Origin of the sequence: Parasynechococcus marenigrum WH 8102 (assembly GCF_000195975.1) — a bacterium.
Classification (GTDB): Bacteria; Cyanobacteriota; Cyanobacteriia; order PCC-6307; family Cyanobiaceae; genus Parasynechococcus; species Parasynechococcus marisnigri.
In genome coordinates this window covers 1,621,695-1,641,349 of sequence record NC_005070.1, presented here as the reverse complement: position 1 = coordinate 1,641,349, position 19,655 = coordinate 1,621,695, and the positions used below count along the sequence as shown (strand labels likewise).

General features: G+C 59.6%; 25 protein-coding genes. 13 read left to right on the top strand and 12 right to left on the bottom strand.

Annotated features, from left to right (window positions below; all coding sequences use genetic code 11):
- The first annotated feature begins 14 nt into the window (after positions 1-14).
- Positions 15-266 carry a 4a-hydroxytetrahydrobiopterin dehydratase gene (locus TX72_RS08610; protein WP_011128570.1) on the top strand — a complete coding sequence of 84 codons (252 nt, stop codon included), beginning with the start codon at positions 15-17 and terminating at the stop codon, positions 264-266.
- Positions 250-1,155 carry a CbbX protein gene (cbbX, locus tag TX72_RS08605; RefSeq protein ID WP_011128569.1) on the top strand — a complete coding sequence of 302 codons (906 nt, stop codon included), beginning with the start codon at positions 250-252 and terminating at the stop codon, positions 1,153-1,155. The genes TX72_RS08610 and cbbX overlap by 17 nt, the downstream gene beginning before the upstream one ends.
- On the opposite strand, the gene TX72_RS08600 is transcribed toward cbbX, so the two are convergent.
- The 4 genes from TX72_RS08600 to TX72_RS08585 are packed head-to-tail and all read right to left on the bottom strand — an operon-like array spanning position 1,109 to position 4,435.
- Positions 1,109-2,320, bottom strand: a complete 1,212-nt coding sequence (locus tag TX72_RS08600) for a chloride channel protein (RefSeq protein WP_011128568.1) — start codon at positions 2,318-2,320, stop codon at positions 1,109-1,111. The genes cbbX and TX72_RS08600 overlap by 47 nt on opposite strands.
- Positions 2,317-2,556: a 2Fe-2S iron-sulfur cluster-binding protein gene (locus TX72_RS08595; protein ID WP_011128567.1), complete on the bottom strand. Its 240-nt coding sequence runs from the start codon at positions 2,554-2,556 to the stop codon at positions 2,317-2,319. Before TX72_RS08595 ends, TX72_RS08600 begins: the two co-directional genes overlap by 4 nt.
- On the bottom strand, positions 2,553-4,022 hold the full coding sequence (locus TX72_RS08590) for a cobyric acid synthase (protein WP_042503744.1): 1,470 nt from the start codon (positions 4,020-4,022) through the stop codon (positions 2,553-2,555). Before TX72_RS08590 ends, TX72_RS08595 begins: the two co-directional genes overlap by 4 nt.
- Positions 4,023-4,039: 17 nt before the next feature.
- Positions 4,040-4,435: an Npun_F0494 family protein gene (locus TX72_RS08585; RefSeq protein WP_011128565.1), complete on the bottom strand. Its 396-nt coding sequence runs from the start codon at positions 4,433-4,435 to the stop codon at positions 4,040-4,042.
- 39 nt (positions 4,436-4,474) lie between these two features.
- Here TX72_RS08585 and TX72_RS08580 point away from each other — a divergent pair, with 39 nt between their 5' ends.
- Genes TX72_RS08580 through TX72_RS08570 form a run of 3 tightly spaced genes read left to right on the top strand, consistent with a single transcriptional unit; the run spans position 4,475 to position 7,006 of the window.
- Positions 4,475-5,056, top strand: coding sequence for a nucleoside triphosphate pyrophosphatase (locus TX72_RS08580; RefSeq protein WP_011128564.1), 582 nt, complete (start codon positions 4,475-4,477; stop codon positions 5,054-5,056).
- Between the two features lie 3 nt (positions 5,057-5,059).
- The gene (locus TX72_RS08575) at positions 5,060-6,712 is read left to right on the top strand and encodes a mechanosensitive ion channel family protein (protein WP_011128563.1); all 1,653 of its coding nucleotides are present in this window, start codon (positions 5,060-5,062) and stop codon (positions 6,710-6,712) included.
- 24 nt (positions 6,713-6,736) lie between these two features.
- A complete protein-coding gene (locus TX72_RS08570) occupies positions 6,737-7,006 on the top strand; it encodes a hypothetical protein (RefSeq protein WP_011128562.1) in 270 nt (89 codons plus the stop codon).
- A gap of 578 nt (positions 7,007-7,584) precedes the next feature.
- Here TX72_RS08570 and TX72_RS14250 read toward each other — a convergent pair.
- From TX72_RS14250 to rpsD, 5 genes are all read right to left on the bottom strand, one after another.
- Complete coding sequence (locus TX72_RS14250) at positions 7,585-7,752, bottom strand: hypothetical protein (protein WP_158305750.1); 168 nt, start codon at positions 7,750-7,752, stop codon at positions 7,585-7,587.
- Positions 7,753-7,904: 152 nt separating this feature from the next.
- The gene (locus TX72_RS14245; RefSeq protein WP_158305749.1) at positions 7,905-8,042 is read right to left on the bottom strand and encodes a hypothetical protein; all 138 of its coding nucleotides are present in this window, start codon (positions 8,040-8,042) and stop codon (positions 7,905-7,907) included.
- Positions 8,043-8,271: 229 nt separating this feature from the next.
- Positions 8,272-8,910, bottom strand: coding sequence for a DUF4079 domain-containing protein (locus TX72_RS08560; protein WP_011128559.1), 639 nt, complete (start codon positions 8,908-8,910; stop codon positions 8,272-8,274).
- Between the two features lie 292 nt (positions 8,911-9,202).
- Positions 9,203-10,267, bottom strand: coding sequence for a fatty acid desaturase (locus TX72_RS08555; RefSeq protein WP_042504374.1), 1,065 nt, complete (start codon positions 10,265-10,267; stop codon positions 9,203-9,205).
- 552 nt (positions 10,268-10,819) lie between these two features.
- Complete coding sequence (gene rpsD / locus TX72_RS08545) at positions 10,820-11,428, bottom strand: 30S ribosomal protein S4 (protein ID WP_011128556.1); 609 nt, start codon at positions 11,426-11,428, stop codon at positions 10,820-10,822.
- Here rpsD and yidD point away from each other — a divergent pair.
- The 6 genes from yidD to TX72_RS08520 all read left to right on the top strand — a co-directional run bounded on the left by yidD (position 11,427) and on the right by TX72_RS08520 (position 15,206).
- Positions 11,427-11,783, top strand: a complete 357-nt coding sequence (gene yidD / locus TX72_RS08540; RefSeq protein ID WP_225867691.1) for a membrane protein insertion efficiency factor YidD — start codon at positions 11,427-11,429, stop codon at positions 11,781-11,783. The two genes, rpsD and yidD, sit on opposite strands and share 2 nt — an antisense overlap.
- Positions 11,783-12,061, top strand: a complete 279-nt coding sequence (locus TX72_RS08535) for a glutaredoxin family protein (RefSeq protein WP_011128554.1) — start codon at positions 11,783-11,785, stop codon at positions 12,059-12,061. Before yidD ends, TX72_RS08535 begins: the two co-directional genes overlap by 1 nt.
- Positions 12,062-12,562: 501 nt before the next feature.
- Positions 12,563-12,727, top strand: coding sequence for a hypothetical protein (locus tag TX72_RS14240; protein WP_158305748.1), 165 nt, complete (start codon positions 12,563-12,565; stop codon positions 12,725-12,727).
- A 59-nt stretch (positions 12,728-12,786) separates the two neighbouring features.
- The gene (locus TX72_RS13975) at positions 12,787-13,572 is read left to right on the top strand and encodes a hypothetical protein (protein ID WP_011128553.1); all 786 of its coding nucleotides are present in this window, start codon (positions 12,787-12,789) and stop codon (positions 13,570-13,572) included.
- Positions 13,551-13,679 (top strand): hypothetical protein, encoded by a 129-nt coding sequence (locus tag TX72_RS14885; RefSeq protein WP_263969703.1) that lies wholly within the window; start codon positions 13,551-13,553, stop codon positions 13,677-13,679. Before TX72_RS13975 ends, TX72_RS14885 begins: the two co-directional genes overlap by 22 nt.
- Before the next feature lie 24 nt (positions 13,680-13,703).
- Positions 13,704-15,206: a UDP-N-acetylmuramoyl-L-alanyl-D-glutamate--2,6-diaminopimelate ligase gene (locus TX72_RS08520; RefSeq protein WP_011128552.1), complete on the top strand. Its 1,503-nt coding sequence runs from the start codon at positions 13,704-13,706 to the stop codon at positions 15,204-15,206.
- Between the two features lie 38 nt (positions 15,207-15,244).
- Here TX72_RS08520 and TX72_RS08515 read toward each other — a convergent pair whose 3' ends face one another.
- Positions 15,245-16,411 (bottom strand): aminotransferase class V-fold PLP-dependent enzyme, encoded by a 1,167-nt coding sequence (locus TX72_RS08515; protein WP_011128551.1) that lies wholly within the window; start codon positions 16,409-16,411, stop codon positions 15,245-15,247.
- A 58-nt stretch (positions 16,412-16,469) separates the two neighbouring features.
- Between TX72_RS08515 and TX72_RS08510 the strand changes: the two genes are divergently transcribed.
- Entirely contained in the window at positions 16,470-17,168 is a 699-nt protein-coding gene (locus TX72_RS08510; protein WP_011128550.1) for a DUF4079 domain-containing protein, read from the top strand.
- Between the two features lie 261 nt (positions 17,169-17,429).
- Here the strand turns inward: TX72_RS08510 and TX72_RS08505 are convergent, their stop codons facing one another.
- Entirely contained in the window at positions 17,430-17,675 is a 246-nt protein-coding gene (locus TX72_RS08505; protein WP_011128549.1) for a NifU family protein, read from the bottom strand.
- Between the two features lie 78 nt (positions 17,676-17,753).
- Between TX72_RS08505 and TX72_RS08500 the strand changes: the two genes are divergently transcribed.
- Complete coding sequence (locus TX72_RS08500; RefSeq protein ID WP_011128548.1) at positions 17,754-19,262, top strand: malate:quinone oxidoreductase; 1,509 nt, start codon at positions 17,754-17,756, stop codon at positions 19,260-19,262.
- Between the two features lie 3 nt (positions 19,263-19,265).
- Here TX72_RS08500 and TX72_RS08495 read toward each other — a convergent pair whose 3' ends face one another.
- Complete coding sequence (locus TX72_RS08495) at positions 19,266-19,592, bottom strand: DMT family transporter (protein WP_011128547.1); 327 nt, start codon at positions 19,590-19,592, stop codon at positions 19,266-19,268.
- Between the last annotated feature and the right edge of the window lie 63 nt (positions 19,593-19,655).

Here is a 19,655-nt window from a genome sequence, read left to right as displayed (position 1 = left end):
GCTCTCGGACGACGATGGATCAGTGGCAGGAACGCAAGCGTCCGGTCTGCCTGGAGCGTCGTTTCGAGTTCGACGGCTACAGCTCCACCCGGGATTTCCTCGACAAGTTGGGCGAGCACAGCGAATCCACCCAGCGCTTTCCGGACATCAGCTTCGGGAGCACCTACGTGAACATCACGATCCGCCCGGAGGATGACAATCCCGATGCCCAGTTGAACGAAGCCGATCGCGCCTTTGCCGCTCAGATCGATGCCCTCCTCGGTTGATCTGGCGGCCAACTACGCCGAATCCGGCGTGGCTGAGGTGCTGGACCAACTCGACCGTGAGCTGATCGGCCTTACCCCGGTAAAGACGAGGATCCGTGAGATTGCAGCACTGTTGTTGGTGGATCAGGCGCGGCAGCAACTGGAACTGGCCAGCACAGCGCCAAGCCTCCACATGTCGTTCACCGGCAATCCGGGGACGGGAAAAACCACCGTGGCGCAAAGGATGTCGCAGATCCTGCATCGCCTCGGTTACCTCCGCAAAGGCCATGTAGTGACGGCCACTCGGGATGATCTGGTGGGGCAGTACGTGGGTCACACGGCGCCCAAGACCAAAGAGATGCTCAAGCGGGCCCAGGGCGGTGTGCTGTTCATTGATGAGGCCTACTACCTCTACAAGCCTGACAACGAACGCGATTACGGGGCTGAGGCGATTGAGATCCTGCTGCAGGAGATGGAAAACCGCCGCACGGAGGTGGTGGTGATTTTCGCGGGATATAAGGATCGGATGGACAGCTTCTACAGCTCCAATCCCGGGCTGTCCTCCCGGGTGGCCCATCACCTGGATTTTCCGGACTACAGCAATGCGGACTTGATGGCGATTGCCGGCTTGCTGTTGAACGCGCAGCAGTACCGCTTCAGTGCGGAAGCTGAGCAGGCGTTTGCGGAGTACATCACGCTGCGACGTCAGTTGCCGTTTTTTGCCAATGCCCGCTCCATCCGCAATGCCATCGACCGGGCCAGGCTGCGCCAGGCCAATCGACTGTTTGCTCGCATGGCGGAAGCACTCACCAAGGACGATCTGATCACCATTGAGGCTCCGGACATCCTGGCGAGTCGTGTGTTTACTGGGCAGGTGGAGGGCCATCACCTGATGGCGAGCGGTGGGTGATCAGCCAGGCCACGGCCACACCCACCACAACGCCTGTGGCGCCATGGCCTTGCAGCAAACCCAGCCCCAGGATCAGGGCGACGAGGGGTGAGCGCAGCACCGTGAGATAGATCGCGCCGGTGATGCCGCCGCACCAACTCCCCAGGCTGCCCAGGCCTGGCCAGAGGTCGTGCAGACCCACACCCACAGCGCAGGCGATCAGGAACAGCGGAAAGAAGATGCCGCCACGCCAGCCGGTCTCCAGGCAGAGGCCCATCAGCACCAGTTTGACGAGCGCCGAAATGATGAAAAGAAAGGAACCTGTGCCGCCTGCACCCTCCAGCAGGGGACGCAGTTGCTCCTCTCCGGCGAAGGGCACCAGCGGCAGCCAGTGCATCGTGATGCCCAGCAACAGACCGGTCAGCGCTGGCCACCAGCGCCAGTGGGCCAGAAGCTGCCGTCGCTCAAGCCAGTTTCGCCAGTGCAGCAGCAGCCAGCCCAGGCCCCACCCCACCACGCCTGCCAGGGCCCCTGAGCTGAGGGTGCCCAGATCTTCCCCGAGGTTGCTGGGCCAGCTGTAGGCCATGCGTTGCAGGCTGCCGCCACTGGCCTGGTCGATGCCATGGAAGGCGGCGAACCCGGCCAAGCCCCCCAGGGCGCCAGGGATCCAGCGAGCGATCAGATCTCGGCGCTGATGGGTCTGAACGACGGCTCCCCCTAGAAGTGGAAAGCCGAACAGGCCGAGACTGCCAGCGGCGGCGGCGAATTTCAGCTCATGGTCTCGGTCCCGCCAGATCCGTTGACTGAGCAGGGCAGCCAAACGAGTCATCAGAGCTTCCGGGCCGATGCTGCCGCCACCGATCTGGGCCAGAGCTGCTCCGAGGATGGCTCGGCCGTTGTCCCGTGGCGGAGCATGGTCTGGATCCCGTAGATCGGCGATCGTCTCCGGCAGTTCCGGCAGCAGTGTGTGGTCACCGGCGCGATGGAGCTGGCTGAGCACCAGGCCGATGCCTCCGCAGATCGCGATCGACCAAACTAACGGAATCTGCCCATCCAGTCCTTTCACAACCGGATCCCCCCAGAGCTGTCGGGTTATCAATCCGATCAGTGCCATGAACAGAGCGACCCCTGCTCCACTGATGGCTCCAGTGAGCAAAGCCAGCGAGCTGAGACGAAGCTGAGTCACCAGTAGGGGTCGGTGGCGAATTCCACGGTTAACTGCCCGGATTTTGATGGTGGCACCGTGCTGATGCAGGCCCGCACCACCTTGCCGTTCACCTCGATTTCACAGGCGCCGCAACTGCCCCCGAGGCACCCGGTGGGAATGGCAACCCCAGCATCTGCGGCGGTCTGCAACCAGTCCGTGCCGATGCTTTCATGGCTGGTATGGCCATCGGGCCAGTGCACGGTGATGCTGCTCACGGCTGCAACAGTGGTGTTAGATCCACATGCTGCTCGAAGGCATCGGCCAGGCGCTCGAGCAGTTGGTGGCGGTGCTCCCCGTGGTGGGGCAGGCCGGTGATCAGGGGCGCCAGCCCCTTGCGTTCGCGCAGCTGATTGAGCCAACGACGCCGCCAGGGACCGTTGTCGAGAAGTCCGTGCAGGTAGGTGCCGGCGATGCAGCCACCAGCCGGTGTTGCGCACCACCAGCCGAGACCCGGCTCGTTGCAGATTGGCTGGAGATCATCAGAAGCCCAGGTGCTGCCGTGGTGCAGTTCAAAGCCGGAGATCGGAGTTGTCCCCGGCCAGAGCGCTTGAACCTCACGTTGTCGCAAGGCCTTCGTTCCACCGAACTCTGTAGTGAGCGGTAACAACCCCAGCCCGGGCCAGGGCCCAGCCCCATCACCGCCCTCCAGTTGCTCAGGGTCGTGCAGCTCCTGTCCGAGCAGCTGCATGCCACCGCAGATCGCCAGCAGTGAGCCTCCATTGGTGGCATAGGCCGTGAGCTGACGGTCCAGCCCGCTGCTGCGCAAAGTCTCGAGATCCCGCAGTGTCTGTTTGCTGCCAGGCAGCAGCACAGCATCGGGGCTTCCAAGGCTGTCGCCAGGGTGCACCCAGCGCAGCCGCAGGCTGGGTTCCGCCTCCAGCGGGTCGAGATCCGAGAAGTTGCTGATCGACGGCAGCTTCAGCACCGCGATCTCCAGATCGGTGGGTCCTCGGTTGGGCTTGCGCTCCAGCAGATCGAGGGAGTCCTCCGGCGGAAACAGATCGTTGAGCCACGGCATCACCCCGAGCACCGGAACACCGGTGTGCTGTTCCAGCCAACTGCGACCTTCATCGAACAATTCACGCCGGCCACGGAAGCGGTTGATCAGGATCCCTTTGATCAACGGCCGTTCCACCGGACGAAGCAGCGCCAGGGTGCCGACGATCTGTGCGAACACGCCGCCGCGTTCGATATCCGCCACCAGCAGGCAGTTGGCGCGTAGGTATTGGGCCAGGCGCAAGTTGGTGAGGTCCCGTCGTTGCAGATTCACCTCCACCGGACTGCCGGCCCCCTCCAGCACCAGCCGACCGTTGGGCCATCGCTGTTGCATGGTCTGGAGCCCTTCACGGATCGCCTGCCAGCCAGGACGGAACCAGTCGCGGTAGTAATGCTCCGCTCGGGCCAGGCCAACGCTGGTGCCGCCGTGTATCACCTCACTGGTGCTATCGCCCCGTGGCTTGAGCAGCACGGGATTCATGGCACAGCAGGGCTCCAGACCGGCGGCCCAGGCCTGCATCGCCTGGGAGTACGCCATCTCGCCGCCGTCGGCATCCACCCAGGCGTTGTTGCTCATGTTCTGCCCCTTGAAGGGCAGCGGTTGTTCGCCGCGGCGGTGCAGCACCCGGCAGAGAGCTGCTGTCATCAGGGATTTGCCGGCTCCACTGGAGGTCCCCAGCACCATCAGTGGCCGCTTGCGGTTCAAAAGGGCCAGCGGCGCCGCAGCACCTGCCGCAGGCGATCGTTCCAGCCCGCTGGCAGCAGTAGCTCAGCCTGATGGCCGTCCAGCAGGTCACGTCCGAGGGGGGTAAGGCGAAAGCGACTGGTGAGCCCCTGGCCGTCCACTTCCCGTCGCAGCACGCCAACGGTAATCAGCCAGCGCAGGTCGTCCTCCAGCCTTTCCCCATTCCGTGGCCAGGCCGGGCCACGGCCAAAGCGCGACCTGTTGTTCCAGATGCTGTCGGCATCCAGCCCCTGCTGCTGAAGCTCCCGGTAGAGCGCCGCCGCGAAGGGCAGGCAGCGCATCGAGCGCAGGGCACGCGCATGGCTGCGTTGATCAAGAAGCTCAGTGGGATGTTCGATGGCGGAATCCCCCAATGTTGGCAGCCTACGGAGTGTTCCCAACGGAGTGATTCCGTGCTGCTTCTGGCCTCTGCCTCGCCGGCCCGCCTCCGGCTGCTTGAACTGGCGCAGATCCCCCATCGCGTGCGCGTCAGCGGAGTGGATGAAAGCAGCATTGAAAACCACGACCCCGCCCTGCTCGTGCAGCAGTTGGCTCTGGCGAAGGCCACAGCTGTTTCGGACGGAATCGACGCTGACATCTCCTCGGTTTTGGGGTGCGATTCGCTGCTGCTCTTCGAGGGCGAGGTGTTCGGCAAACCTCAGGATGGGGAGGAAGCTGCTGCGCGCTGGCGGCGCATGGCCGGAGGCAGCGGCGAGTTGCTTACCGGGCACGCTCTGCTGGTTCGCAGCGGCGAGAACCGCCTGGCCTGCATCAGCACCCGCGTCCATTTCGCTGCAATAACTGAGGAGGAGATCCAGGCCTATGTCACCACCGGAGAGCCGCTTCACTGTGCCGGCGGTTTCGCCCTTGAGGGCCGCGGGGCTTCTCTAATTGCCGGTCTGGAAGGCTGTTATTCGAACGTGATCGGCCTGAGCCTGCCTTGGCTGCGGTCCGTTCTCAGGGACAGCAAAATGGATCAGTCAGCCTCGGGCTGAGCCGTGTTCCGTCTCAGACGACGCCTGGGGCTCTGGTTAACGGCAGCGCTGTTGGCGTTAATCCCGCTCGTGGCTCAGGCGTCGATCCTGGATTTCATCCCTGCCGGTCCGGCGAGATCTTCTGCTCAACAGCAGGACGAGCAGGCGTTGTTTGAAGGGAAATTCGAGCTGGCCAAGGTCCGGATTCTTGGGGTGCCCGCCATCACCGTCGCCAGCCCTGTGCAGCTGGGGGATCAAAGCGGGATTGAGGCCTCGGTGAGAGCCAGGGTGATTGAGGGCAATCTGCGCGCCCTCTACGACCCGAACCAGCTCTGCAGTTTCGGCGAGCGCCTCAGCGAGTGGATGCTGGACAGCCTTCTTCAGTCCGATGCGCACGTCTGCACGGCTGGTCAGCGCTACGGCCTGGATCGGTCCGGCACGCCGTTGACCCTGGAGGTGCTCCGGAATGGCAATGGTCCCTACGAGCTGGCGGCACGGCTGCCGGGACGCGAGCAACCCTTCCCACTGTTGACCGTGACCCGTGCCGATGCGGAGATCAATGGCGCGCGTGAGCTGGCCCTGGTGTTGGAACTGCTGCTGCTGTTGTTGTTTTCAGCCATGCTGCTGCTCTGGCGGCGACTGCGGCAACGCACCTCACGCCTGCATGGTGAGCTGCGGACCCAGGGCCGCTCTGATCGCAGGAGCGAAACCCGGTTGCACGCCGAACAAGCCCTGAGCATCGGCGTGCTGCTGCTGATGCTGTATCTGCTGGTGCTGATGATCGGCGTGCTGGTGGTGGCCATCCCCGGGAAAGTTCCCCTGGGGATTGAGCTGGTGTTGCAGCCATCGCTTGCTGTGATCAAGTTTCTGGCGGTAACGCTGGCAGCGTTCCTGCTGCGCAGCCTCAGCACTTTCCTGCTCAGCCAGTGGGCGGCGGATGTGGACGTTCCCCAGCGGCTTCAAGCCCGGCGTCAGCAGCGCTATCGCAGTTTGCTGAGCACAACGCATCGGTTGATCAATGTGGTCGGGATCGGGGTGGTGCTGCTCTGGGTGCTGCTGGATATCCCTGGCGTTCGTTCCGCCTCGGTGTCGCTGTTGCTGGCTGGTGGCGCCCTGCTGGGCGCGCTGGCGTTTGTGTTCCAGGGATTGCTGAGGGATTTTTCTGCTGGTCTGGTGATGCTGCTGGAGGACCGCTACGCCATTGGCGATTGGATCGAGGTGGAGGGTATCGAGGGAGAGGTGATTGAGATGGGCCTGTTCAGCACACAGATCCGCTGCCTGGACCAACGAATGAACATCCTGGACATTTCCTCGATCCTGCAGATGCAGAACCACACGAAGCTGCGCTCGGGAAGTCTGGTCACCTTTGTGATTTCACATCGACAAACGGATCTGGAGATCGTCTATAGAACCCTGGCGTTCGAGATTGAGGCCTTTGCTCTCGACCCTGTGTGGGGCAATCGACTGCTGGGGGATCCGATCCTGCGGGGCATCAAACGCACCACGGCGCTTGGGGTGCAGATGCAGGTGCTGCTGGTGACCCGCGCCGGCGAGCAATGGACGACGGAACGGGAGTTTCAACGCCGTGTTCTGCGTGCGTTGCATCGCCGAGGGGTGCAGCTGGCGGACGGATTGGATCTGGGCAGCGCGCAGCCTCCAATGGCAGGAGGCCGCTGATCCCATGGCCTGTAAGGAGTCGGGTTGAACCGCTTGACCCTGCGACGGTTGCTCAGAAGTGTCGTTCTGGCGTTGTTGCTCACCTTGGGTTTTGCCTCGCTGGTGGGGGCTTCTGTCGATCACTCGTTGTTGCTGTTGTTCGGGGGCCTGCTGATTGGTGTGCATGCCTTTCTTGGCTACTGCCGTTATCACCGTCGTCTCAGCGCTGTTTTTCGAATGCAGGAACTGTCTGATGAGGACTATGAACGGATCAAGCTGGAGCGCCACCACGACGGTGGTCCAGCGTCACGTTGACGACCTCACGACGGATCCTTGCGATTGTCCAGGTTGCGTCTCACCAGGGTTTGCGTCAGCCAGAGCAAGCTGAGAAAGCCTGTTGTCACGAAGATGAGCGTCATGGATTGTCCTCGAATCCTGTCCAGTCCGATCGAGCCAGTTTCCAGGACTGTCCTTCGCCGATGGTGAAGGGGTTGCGTGATTGTGATGGTTCAGTTGCTGGCGCGTTAAAGCAGGAGGACTGGCGTCCATCAAAAAGCCCCCTGTCTGCAGGGGGCTCAAGCACAGGCGATCCCCATCACCCGACCAACGCACTAAAGATAGGGTCTATGGGTTGGTCAATCTGAGAAATGCACTAGATCTAGTGGGTTTTCTGTAAAGACTTTGCTGAGCTGCCTTGACACTCCACAGGCTGTGGACAGCTGTGACGTGTTCTTCGTCACCTTATGTTTGGGAAAGGCTGGCACCACTGGCTTTCTGCGCTAGGTTGTGGATATCCCCATCACCCGGCCGCCCGCAGAGGTGGCTTTTTTGTTGGCCTGTTGGGGGCTTCTGCGGATCAGGACACCAGATCTGGTGTCGTTGCCTGATCGCGTTCAGTCCATCCACAGCGACTGGAATGTGCTGGGATAGCCCTCACGCATGTTCATGGAGGCTTCTCGGATGAAGTCGATGCAGGCTTTGGATCCGTCAAAAGACCGTGCTTCCACGACTGCGGCAAAAGCTTCTGCGTCGGTTTTGCCTTCGGTGAGCGCTTGATTCATGACCACAACAGCATTGACCGGCTCACAGCGACCAATCCACTTCTCAGGTGACTGAGATGCCTCGGCTACGAGAAGATTTGCTGCCGTGGAGAGAAGGAGCATGGTCAGACTTGTCATCATTCTGTTTGATCAGATCAAACTGTTTGACGTTCTCAGATCCTGTCGAGTTGTTGGCAGGTGTCTTCCAGCATCAGATCAAGGAGTTCCAAGGCGACCAGGCGCTTCTCTGCCCGAATGCTTCTCAGAAGTAATGAATACTTGTGCTGTCGCATCAAGGAGGGTTCCCCCATCTCTTTCCAGCGATGCGCCAAGAAGCTATTCAACCGTGCCCTTGGCGACTTTGTCATCAAATGGATGCCAGTGAATCAAGTCAAGCGAGCCGGAAGGCAACATGCGTAGTCATCTCAACATAAAGCCGCTTAAAACAATCTGAATTGTGAAGGGAATGTTGACGGTTGACTGTGGTTCTTCCTCTCTTTGTGAATGTTCAGCGTTTCATCTACCCCTGGTTGTGCTTGCTCAATGCAGCGTCAACAGGCCGCTGATCACCAGATCACGGCTTCCAGAAATCGCCTGCATGGCCAACAGCAAAGCCACGAGCACGTTGGTGGCGACATGCCAGCGCCGTATTCGTGTGCTGCGACCGATCAGGGGGTGGATCGCCGTTGAGCTGAGCAGCAACCCGGTGAGAATCCATCCCATCCAGAAATGGGATTGCCAGAACAATCCTGTCCAGGGCTGATCACTCAGCCTTTCCACGGTCGGTTGCAGCCCCAGGATCAACATTCCACCCCAGGAGATGGCACCTGCCAGAAGCCGCTGCCAGATCAGACGGCTACGCAGTAAGGAGATGTAGCCGATCAGCACCACAAACCCCAGCAAGAGTCTGAGGCCGAGGTCTGCTCCTGCCAGGCTGTGGCTGAGGCCGATCAGCACCGCCACCACAACTCCGCCCGTCACCCAGGAGCCGTGCTGGGCATGCTCAAGGGGCACTGTGTCCGCAATTGGGTTGATCTCCAATCGCCGTTCCCGCGCCAGGATTCCCAATCGGATCGTCGCTCCCACCACTGGGTAGACGAACAGGATGATCAGTGCTGGATGGATCAGCCCCCACCATTGATGGGGGCTGAGGTTCTGCAGAGCCTCAGGTTCAGCCAAAAAAGATTCAACTCTGCAACCAGGTTCGCGCACTGGGGTGGGGGCCAGGGGTGCTGAAGCGAATCAGACCCTGCATGGGGTAGACCCCATGACCTGCATTCGTTGTACTTTTCGGATCCCCACAAGCTCTCACGGCAAACCCGGTATTCAGCCTGATGCTGTTATTTGTCGAGAGGCTCGGCCGATGCCAGTTGAAGTTTCAGCTAATACCAATAATATTAAAAGAGTGGTTTTTGATGTTCTACTTTGCAATCAAAATTAAAGGACTATTTCTAGTGATTTATGTAGCAAATCAATTGTGTCCTAGTCGATTGGCTGAAACAAGTTGGCATGATTCGTGATCCCAGAGAATCAATGAAAAACAATTCCAGAGTTGATGAAGTTGCAGTCGCTTGACGCTGATGAATTGATTGAGATTGTCTTCGTGGCACTTGCGTAGGCGGTAATTTGGGATCCTTTCGGACAAGTGGTGTACGTGATGGTAGGCAATGTCTGCGGTGAACCAATTGAGCACACGAGGCATTATTAGGAATGATGAGCCCTCGATTGCGCCCTTGAAGTAACTCCAATCTTCGTCGCCACTCGCGTATGAGCCTGGAAAATTGTGTTGAACAAAAAATACAGCAATCATGATTGATGCGCTGACGCTCATGATTGAGGAATACAAAATCCAGAAGTGCCAGTGGCCGATTGCGCTTCCAATCCAATACCAGGCCAGTGCAACGCAGATGCTATTAGCAAGAGTGTCGTAGCCTTCCTCTTTAGTATAAAAGAAGCTTGATTTATGATTGCTGATGAATGAGTATATGTTGAAAATTTTCCCCTTTGAAAGTTCGCGTAGTCCATTCGCTACCGCTTTGTAGATGAGCTCAATGAGTCCTAGAAGGAGTGCAGCTCTTGGCTTAACAACGAGATAGTAAAATCCTCCTGGTAGAAGCATTAGGGGGTGACGTAGGAATTGGTATATGAATTGGGAATATATGTTTCTTGTCTTGTACTCGCGAAGCGTAGTTAGAGCGGATGGGCCTCTATAGCGATTCCAGTTGCCATTATGCTTATGGTGAAATGCATGGCCCCTTGACCAGGGGTGATGAGGCATTGCATGGACAAGGCTCAAGGCAAAGGCGGCAATTCGATTGGACGTTTTCGATCGAAATAGACTGTGATGACCACAATCATGCATCAAAGAGAAACTTCTACTTAGGAATAGGATGATTAATGCGAAAAGTAATGGGGTTAAAACGACAGATTCTAGTGTTAAGTTTCCGGTAAGATTGCAGATAGCAATCGAACACAGTATTAACGGGATAATAGTGTTGAAAATTTGCCAGGCAGCAACTCCGTCGTCGCTTTCCATGTAAGGCTTGATCTTTATATCAATGCGCCTTAGGACGCTTGACGACAGGGTTGAGGTGGCGGAACTGGTCAAGGGAATGAGCTCAGTTTGTTGAATGGTCTTGAGTAAATCTGTGCAGACAATTTGCTTGAGGTGTCTCGACTGAATGCTTAAATTTTTGGTTTGGGTCCAAACGGCGGGACGTCATTGTCTGAAACGTCGCTAGGTTCAATAAACATCTTAATTGATCGATTGCTGACACGGATGAACGACCAGTCCCTCCCTCGTGCAAAGCCCAGAGCTCTCACCTACTCAGAGATGATGAATAGTGGTCGCTCTCGGATTGATGAAATAACCCATGAGCGTGAGCTTGAGTTGCAGCGCCGTGAAAGCCTCCTGGAAAGAGATGTTAATCAGCTAGAGCAGTCATTGAAGATCTCGGAGTGATTGCTTTGGTGCTGTTTGCCTTGCCATGAAAAAAAACTCCTGCCCACCGTCGGTTAACGGGGGCGGGAGTTGGGGGGGCAGCGCAACCAAGGCTGTGGCGCACAAGACTGTGCAACAAGCAGAAAATCAGACCTTTCTGGAGTAGTACTCCACCACCAGCAGCTCATTGATTTCCAGAGCAACCCACTCGCGTTCACAGCGACCGGTGACCTTGGCACTGAGCTTGGCCTTGTCCAGTTCCAGGTGGGTCGGCACGTTGGCCAGACCGGGGAACTCCAGGTTGCCTTCAGCCAGCTGTTTGCTGCACTTGCGCTCGCGGATGGCGACCACATCGCCGGGCTTGCACTGGTAGCTGGCGATGTCGGTGACACGGCCATTCACGGTCACGTGGCCGTGGTTCACCAGCTGACGGGCGCCGGGCACGGTGGGACCGAAGCCGAGGCGGAAACAGACATTGTCGAGACGGTTCTCGAGCAGCTTGAGCAGGTTGGTTCCGGTGGAACCCTCCTGGGCGCGCGCTTTCTTCACGTAGCGCACGAGCTGACGCTCGGAGACGCCGTAGTTGAAGCGAAGCTTTTGCTTCTCTTCGAGACGGATCGCGTATTCAGAGCGCTTGCGACGGGCTTGGCCGTGCTGACCGGGGGGATAGGACCGCTTTGCGGCCTTCCGGGTGAGACCGGGGAGGTCTCCCAAGCGCCGCGTGATCCTCAGACGAGGGCCGCGGTATCGAGCCATGGATGGGAAGGTAGAGGTTGAAGTCGTGCCGGGCTTGGCCATGCTGGAACCGGATCAGTCCCAGGTGACGCCGCTAGTGCACGAACCAGCCACTGTATCGGTCAGCCCATTGGCGTTCGTCCTCGCTGCGATCAACGCTGCGCTGGCCTGGCTGATGCTGGCTGGGATCGGGTTTTACCGGCGTTTCATCTCACCGCTGATCGGTCCCCGCTGTCGCTTCACCCCCACCTGCAGTGCCTACGGCCTGGAGGCGATCCAGCGGCACGGCCCTTGGAAGGGAGGTTGGCTCACCGTGAAACGGCTGCTGCGCTGCCACCCCTTCACCCCCTGCGGCTGTGATCCGGTGCCGGACTGATGCAGGTGCTGGTGCTGTACAGCCGCCAGGGCTGCTGTCTCTGTGAGGGGCTCGAACAACGATTAATCGCCCTCAACCTGGCTGGGCTTGGGATCACGCTGCAGGTGATTGACATTGATGGCCAAGACGTCTCCCCCGAGCTGAAGGCCCGATACGACCTGGAGGTGCCGGTGCTGGTGGCCCAGGGTCGGGAGCTGCCACGGGTGTCACCGCGGTTGTCCAGTGAGGGCCTGTTCAACTGGTTGCATAAGGTTTTGGTTGATTCAGGTCTGATGTAAGTCCCCAACAGTTTTGGAAGTCCTTATCCGATGACGACTAGAGGTGTCACCGGTTGTTATTCGTGATCGGTGTCTGAATTGAAGAGATTTCGTCCAGATGATTGCTATTTCTTCGGTAGTTGTTCTTGGTATTTGGCGTTAGAAAACATTTTTCTGTTTAAACATTGTATCAGAGTGTCAAAAGCTTGATGTATTGCGTTTTGGTGAATCAACAAAGTTAGGGTTTTATTGGTCTCGTGGGTTGTTTCATTGCATCGCCAATGTTGTTGGAAGTTGCGATAAGGCGTATTGACTTGAGAGGTTGATTGCGTCCATTGGGCGGGCTTTGGTTGCGCTTTTGGCATGACTAAGCTAGTATTGAACTACCCAAATGATTTTTAGATTGACCAAATTCTCTTTTTTGGGAAGGTTTGATTGTCAATGATTTCATTTTTTCTCTAAAAGTTTTGCGTTTTCCCGATGAACGAAAAAACTAATCGCTTCTTGAGGTGGTTTCAGGAATTGGATGATGATGATCAATCTGATGCAATTGATCTCGTCTATGACGAATTCAAAGTGCGTGGAATGGTCGAGGGAGTATCGGGTTTGTCGCCGGAGCAGCGCAATGAGCTTTTCGGAAGACTTGGTATCCCAAAAAGTGTTCAAGAGAAGCTGTATGTGAGTTGATATGATGATTATATACTAATAAGTGGAAATTCTAAGCCTAGTAAATTATTTCCTGAGTCATGAATCCTCCAACCAAATATACTTTTCCTCCAGATTTTGAAAGCTTCATCGCCTGGCTTGGTCGACAAACTGCCGAAGATCAGAACTATCTAATCAAGCTGGCTTTTGAGAATCAGCAATTGCGAAATCTTGAGCGGACCTTCGCATCGTTGCGACTTGACCAAAGGCAAGACATATTCCAGAGACTTGGTCTAGCAGATCACCTAATTAAGCAAATTCCTGCTTCTGGATCAGGCTCCCTCTCAAAAGGCGTTGCAAATGCCCAGGTTGAATCGCAAGGCGCTGCAGATGCTCCAAAAGTTGCATCACAGCTTTCTGCTTCCGCAAGAGCGGATAAATCCTCAGGAGCTACAAAAAATATCGGACCTGTTGTAGCTTTTTTGGCATTGATTGGTGTCATTGGAGTTTTGACATTGAACTCAGGTTCGAACATTATTTCTGGCCTGATGCTGACTAGGAATAAGTCTTCAGTTCCCAATGAAGCCTCCCCTGTTAACCAACCGCCGGAGCAGATCGCCGAAGTCGAAGCACCTGTCGTTGAAGTCAAGGATCAAGTTGCTGAGCAAGTCACTCTTCGTTCCAAGGGGCCAAGCTGGGTAACCCTTAGGCGTAATGGGAAGGTTGAGTTTGATGGCAACCTTGAGGGTGAAAAAGTTGTCGATCGGCCTGTCGAAATTGAGATCTATGCGGGTCGTCCAGATTTGGTTGAAGTGATCACTGATGGTCTACCCCCACGGAGGTTGGGAACGATTGATGACATCAAGTGGCTTCCATTAATGCCCTGATGTCGGGCTTGATTGGCCTTGAGCGCCGCTTTCCCGAGCGAGGAAGCTTTGAGGGCCTGTTCAGCTGGTTGCAACGGGCGCTGTCCAACCCTGCTGGATCGGCTTAGAACGAGCCGAGTTCTGGCAATCGCATGGGTCAGTCGTTGCATGCCCTGCTGCGCGATGTAGGCCTGGAGCTGCCTGCTGGTCTGGCCGATCCCCAGCTCACCTCCATCACCAGCGATTCGCGCCTGGTGGGTGAGGGATCGCTGTTCCTGGGGCTGCCGGGGGAGCGCTTTGATGGCGGTCGTTTCTGGAGGCAGGCACTGGAGGCAGGTGCTGCTGCTGCCGTGATCGGCCCCTCCGCCGCGCAGGAGCTGCCCCCCGCCGCTGATCAGCCAGTGTTGGTCTTGCGAGAACCGGTGGCGCGCAGCATCGGTGAACTGGCGGCTTCCTACTGGGGCCATCCCTGCCGCCGGATGGCACTGATCGGTGTCACCGGTACCAATGGCAAAACCACCACAACACACCTGATCGAGCACCTGGCGGTGCGAGTTGGTCAGCCCACCGCCCTGTTCGGCACCTTGGTGAACCGTTGGCCGGGCTACAGCATCACGGCCACCCACACCACATCGGTGGCTGATCGCCTGCAGGCCCAGCTGGCGGAAGCAGCGAGTGCTGGCAGCCAGCTGGCGGCGATGGAGGTGAGTTCCCACGCCCTTGTTCAGGAGCGGGTGGCGGGGTGCCGCTTCGCGGGGGCGGTGTTCACCAACCTCACCCAGGACCACCTCGATTACCACGGCACGATGGAGTCCTATTACGAGGCCAAGGCGCGTTTGTTCACGGCTCCCTTGCTGGATGGAGATGGACCTTCGGCGGTGGTGAATGGCGATGATCCCTGGGGGAGCCGTCTCGCCGAGCAGCTGGGCGGTCGTTGCTGGCGCAGCTCCCTGGGAGACCCGCAAGCGGAGCTGCAGATGGTCGACCTCGAGATGACCGGACAGGGCGTCCGTGGACGCTTGCTCAGTCCCGCAGGATCCGGCGCGTTCTGTTCTCCGCTGCTGGGGCGCTTCAACCTGATGAACCTGTTGCAGGCGGTGGGCGTGCTGCTGCAACGGGGGCTGCCCCTGGCGCCGCTGCTGGAGGCCGTCGGCAGCTTTCGGGGTGTGCCCGGTCGGATGGAGCGGGTGGTCGTGAACGGGGCTGAATCTGCCGCGTTGCCCACTGTTCTTGTGGATTACGCCCATACCCCCGATGGTCTTGAGAATGCCCTTGCAGCGTCTCGGCCATTCACCGATGGTCGGCTGGTCTGCGTGTTTGGCTGTGGCGGCGATCGGGATCGGGGCAAGCGGCCTCAGATGGCAGCCATTGCTGCTCGCCTGGCGGACCGGGTGGTGGTCACCTCCGACAACCCGCGCACGGAAGATCCCGATCAAATCATTGCTGATGTGGTGGCGGGTATGCCCTCCGGCACCGACCTGAGCGTGGAGCGCGACCGGGCCACGGCGATCGCGGAGGCCATTGCTGATGCGTCAGCGGCGGACCTGGTGCTGATCGCCGGCAAGGGCCATGAGGACTATCAAATTCTCGGTACCGAGAAAGTGCATTTCGATGACCGGGAAGAGGCGGAGCAGGCCCTCAGGCAGCGACAGTAAGTGGCACGAAATGGGTAAGATATCAATTCAATATGTAGTCAATATCGTGTAATGGCTGTGGTCAGTGCCTCGGCTTCAGCCTCTGTAGTGGTCACGTGGGTGCAGGCGCGCAGGCAGCTTGGGTCCGCCAGGTCGCGGATCCACAGGCCCTGTTGTCCGAGCAGCCGTACCACCTCTGCAGGAGGAGCGTCATGGCGCAGTTGAAAACTCACCAGGCCGCTGGCGGGGGGCACCTGCAGCAGCGGCGTCACCCCGTCCAAGTTGTTCAGGGCCTGCCAAAGCGCTTCACTGCGCGACTGGATCTGAGTCCAGCGTTCGTCACCCGTCCCCTCCTGATCCAGCAGATCAAGCGAACGCCGCAGGCCGGCCATCAGGGGCACGCAACTGGTGGCCACCTCGAAACGTCGGCTGTCGTGGTGAAACGGATCTGAGCTGCTCAGGTCTGCCTTGCTCTCATCCCGCAGGCTGCGCCAACCGATCACGGTGGGTTGACCCTGTGCCAGCACCCGTTCGGAGAGCGCCACGCCCCCCAGGCCTTCGGGCCCACAGGCCCACTTGTGGCCTGTGAAGGCATAGATGTCGGCGGCGGCAGCGGCCTGCTGCACAGGTATCTGCCCGAAGCTCTGGGCCGCATCCACCAGCAGGAAGGGCGACTGAGGGTGCTGGGCAAGCCGTTCGGCAACGGCGGTGATGGGCATGATCTGACCGGTGTTCCAAAGCAGATGGCTCAGCACCACCAGCCGCGTGCGGGGGGTGAGGCCCTGCTCCAGCGCATCCATCACGCCCGCATCGGTGCTGGGTTGATCGCCTCGTAGCTGCTGTACCGGCAGCGTGTCGATCACAAGGTCTTCACGGCGGGCCAGCTCCACGCAGGCGGCGACAACCCCAGGGTGTTCACAGTCGCTGATCAACAGGCGATCGCCTGCGACGAAGGGCAGACCCCACAGCGGCAGGACACAGCCGCTGGTGACGTTTTCACTGAGGGCCAGGCGATGGGGTGCCACCCCACATAGCTCGGCCAGGCGCCTTCGGGTGCTGGACACTTCGGCACCGATGAACGGCCACACATCGGTGGTGAATGGACCGAGTTCCTGAATGCGTCGCCAGCTGGCCTGGATGGCCTCCAGCGATGGTGTGGGCAAAGGCCCCTGGCCGCCGTAGTTGAAGTAGGTCTTGTTGAGCAGGGCTGGACAGAGCTCTCGCATGAAATTGCTCACCAATGCGGCCATTCTTGTGGGAGGCCTTCCGGGTTGGTTTGCTCGTATGACCACCATCGACTGGATCTGGATCCTGCATCCGGCCCTGGCCGTAGTGCTGGTGTATCCCTTGCTTGGGGTGGTGGTGCGGCTGGCCTGGCAAACGCGGCAGCGGCGGTTGGCCAGGGTGAAGCATCCGGTCACGGTGGGCCGCGATCACAGCGATCTCGGCCGTTGGCTTGCGGCGGCTGTGGTGCTGATCGTGCTTGTGGCCCTCACCGTGGTGATCGGCACCAAAACCACCCCAGCGGAGTTCGCCGGTGGTGGCCGGCGGGCAGCGCAACTGCTGATGGTGCTGGTGGGCACCGTGGCCAGCCTGGTGGCCTTGCTCCGCTGCAAGGCCGCACCCCTGCGTCTTGCCTTCAGCCTGATCACCTGGATCGGTGTTCTGAGCCTGGGCGCCCAACCAGAAGTCTGGCGACTGTCAGATAACCCCTTTTCAGCGGCCTTCTGGCAGTCCCACTACTGGTCCGGCGTTGGGGTCACCGGACTGATGCTGTTTTCCCTTGGTGCCAAGCCTGAAATTCTGAAGAACCAACGGCTGCGTCGCCTGCACATCACTGCCTCGGTTTTGGCTGCGGTGCTGTTTCTGGGCCAGGCCATCAGCGGCAGCCGTGATCTGTTGGAAATTCCCCTGAGCTGGCAGAAGCCGGCGGTGTATTCCTGCGATTTCGCAGCCAGGGAGTGCCCTTCAGTGCCGGTTTAGGACGCCTCGTAAACCCAGACCTCTCTCCCGTCGACGAGCTCCCGGCGGCAGCGTTGGTAGACCCCGGGGAACCTCTTCCCAGGCATCCAATTCCTGCCAGAGGGAGTCAGGGATCCAACACCTCACCCTCCACCTGAGTAAAGCCGGCCCGCAACATCGGATATCCGTCGAATTCGTTCACGTCGACCTGATTCAAGGCCCCTCCAGCCTCGGCAAGGGCCCCGACTAACAGGTGATGAGCGCTGCCGCCATGGCCATGGTTCAGAGCACCTGCACCACTTCACTCACCTCGGGGATGGACTCGCGCATCTTGCGTTCGATGCCCATCTTCAGCGTCATGGTGCTGCTGGGGCAGCTGCCGCAGGCCCCCTGCAGCCGCACCTTCACGATCGGACCATCGAGTTCCACCACTTCAACGTTGCCGCCGTCGGCCATCAGGAACGGACGAAGCTCATCGAGCACCTTCTCCACGTTCTCCAACGTCAGGGCCATGGTTTCGGTGCTCATCGGGCTCTACAGGGATCAGCCTTCCAAGCCTACGGAGCGGCCCCATAGGGTGACGAGAGCGGTTATCACCCTTTCTCGGTGCAACAGGACGGCTCCTTCAGCGCAGACGCTCGCTTCGATGCCGTGCTGGTGGGCGCCGGAATCATGAGCGCCACCCTGGCGGCACTGCTGCATGAGCTGGATCCAGGGCTGCGGCTGCTCCTGGTGGAGCGTCTGGAAGGTCCCGCCCGGGAGAGCAGTGCGGCCAACAACAATGCCGGCACGGGTCATGCCGCCAACTGCGAGCTGAATTACACCCCGATGCAGGCCGACGGCACCGTGGCCACGGCCAAAGCGGTGGCCATCAACGCCGGTTTCGAGCGCAGCCTGGAGTTCTGGGGATCCCTGCGGGAACGCGGCGAGCTCGACACCAGCAGCTTCCTGCATCAGGCGGCCCACATCAGTGCGGTGTGGACAGCGGAGAACATCGCCTTTCTGCGGCAGCGTTTTGAGCAGCTGAGTGAGATTCCGGCCTTCGCTGCGATGCGCTGGAGCGAGGAGCGCACGGAACTCACCGACTGGATGCCGCTGGTGATGGCAGGGCGGGATCTGAAGCAGCCGGTGGCGGCCACCCGGATCGAGCGCGGCACGGATGTGGATTTCGGCGCCCTCACCCGCGCCTACCTCGAGCCGCTGCAGCGCAGCGGTGCGCTCTGTGTGGAGTACGGCACCCAGGTGCGTGATATCAAGCGCCTGCGCCGGGGCGACATGACCGAGGCCGATTGGCGGGTGATCCTGCAGGGCCCCTCCGGCAAGCGGGAGGTGCGGGCACCGTTTGTGTTCCTGGGGGCAGGCGGCGGCGCCTTGCCGTTGCTGCAACGCTCCGGCATTCCGGAAGCGGATGATTTCGCGGGCTTCCCGGTGAGTGGCCTCTGGTTGGTGTGCGGTGATGCCCAGCTGGCGGCCAAGCAGCGGGCCAAGGTGTATGGAAAAGCTGCGGTGGGGGCGCCACCGATGTCGGTGCCCCATCTCGATACCCGCTGGATCGATGGTCAGCGCTCACTGCTGTTCGGTCCCTTTGCAGGGTTCAGCAGCAAATTCCTCAAGCAGGGGTCGCTGTTCGATCTGCCGTCCTCCGTGCGGCCGACCAATCTGCTGCCGATGCTGCAGGTGGGCGCCACCAACATCGAGTTGGTGCAGTACCTGATCAACCAGCTGCGCCAGAGCCCTGAAGAACGCCACGACGCGCTGCAGCAGTTCATGCCCACGGCCCGTGCGGAGGACTGGAGCCTGTCGGTGGCGGGCCAGCGGGTGCAGATCATCAAGCGCAGCAAACAGGGGGGACGGCTGCAGCTGGGCACGGAGGTGGTGGCCTCCATGGATGGTTCGCTGGCGGCGCTGCTGGGGGCCTCGCCCGGAGCCAGCACAGCGGTGACGATCATGTTGGAGGTGCTGCAGCGCTGTTTCAAGCAACGGCTGGCGAGTGCCGCCTGGAACGAGCGTTTGCAGGCGTTGTTGCCCAGCATCGGCGGCGACCCGGTTCAGGATCCTGCGTTGCTGCTGGCGATGCGTCAGCGCAGTGATGCCCTGCTGGACTTGCAGGGCTGAGGGTTATTTGGCCAGATTCACCAGCACCACACCGGCGGTGATCAAGCCGATGCCGATCAGTTGCGTTGGATTGAGCAGTTGGCCGTAGGCGAAGCGGCCCACCAGCACGATCACCACGGTGCCGATGCCGCTCCACAGGGCATAGGTGATGCCCAGGGGAATGCTCAGCACCACCTTGGAGAGCAGGGCCATGGCAATGGCATAGGCCAGAAACACCAGCAGGGTCGGTACGGGCTTGGTCATGCCCTCCGACAGGCGCAGGCAGGAGGTGCCGATCACCTCAGCGCTTATGGCCAGCAGCAGCAGGGTCCAGGGATTGCTCAGAGACATCGGTGGTTCATCGGCACTGGTGACCCCTCCTTAGGATTGGTTCAACGAAGAACCTTGGACCCG

Excerpts from the sequence above, each read along its gene's own strand:
- TX72_RS08610 (WP_011128570.1), top strand. The coding sequence starts at position 15 with ATGGATCAGTGGCAGGAACGCAAGCGTCCGGTCTGCCTGGAGCGTCGT.
- TX72_RS08495 (WP_011128547.1), bottom strand. The coding sequence starts at position 19,592 with ATGTCTCTGAGCAATCCCTGGACCCTGCTGCTGCTGGCCATAAGCGCT.
- rpsD (WP_011128556.1), bottom strand. The coding sequence starts at position 11,428 with ATGGCTCGATACCGCGGCCCTCGTCTGAGGATCACGCGGCGCTTGGGA.
- TX72_RS08535 (WP_011128554.1), top strand. The coding sequence starts at position 11,783 with ATGCAGGTGCTGGTGCTGTACAGCCGCCAGGGCTGCTGTCTCTGTGAG.
- TX72_RS08515 (WP_011128551.1), bottom strand. The coding sequence starts at position 16,411 with ATGCGAGAGCTCTGTCCAGCCCTGCTCAACAAGACCTACTTCAACTAC.
- TX72_RS13975 (WP_011128553.1), top strand. The coding sequence starts at position 12,787 with ATGAATCCTCCAACCAAATATACTTTTCCTCCAGATTTTGAAAGCTTC.
- TX72_RS08555 (WP_042504374.1), bottom strand. The coding sequence starts at position 10,267 with ATGGAAAGCGACGACGGAGTTGCTGCCTGGCAAATTTTCAACACTATT.
- TX72_RS08590 (WP_042503744.1), bottom strand. The coding sequence starts at position 4,022 with ATGGTGCTGGGGACCTCCAGTGGAGCCGGCAAATCCCTGATGACAGCA.
- cbbX (WP_011128569.1), top strand. The coding sequence starts at position 250 with ATGCCCTCCTCGGTTGATCTGGCGGCCAACTACGCCGAATCCGGCGTG.
- TX72_RS08510 (WP_011128550.1), top strand. The coding sequence starts at position 16,470 with ATGACCACCATCGACTGGATCTGGATCCTGCATCCGGCCCTGGCCGTA.
- TX72_RS08505 (WP_011128549.1), bottom strand. The coding sequence starts at position 17,675 with ATGAGCACCGAAACCATGGCCCTGACGTTGGAGAACGTGGAGAAGGTG.
- TX72_RS08520 (WP_011128552.1), top strand. The coding sequence starts at position 13,704 with ATGGGTCAGTCGTTGCATGCCCTGCTGCGCGATGTAGGCCTGGAGCTG.
- TX72_RS14245 (WP_158305749.1), bottom strand. The coding sequence starts at position 8,042 with ATGGGGGAACCCTCCTTGATGCGACAGCACAAGTATTCATTACTTCTG.
- TX72_RS14250 (WP_158305750.1), bottom strand. The coding sequence starts at position 7,752 with ATGAATCAAGCGCTCACCGAAGGCAAAACCGACGCAGAAGCTTTTGCC.
- yidD (WP_225867691.1), top strand. The coding sequence starts at position 11,427 with ATGGATGGGAAGGTAGAGGTTGAAGTCGTGCCGGGCTTGGCCATGCTG.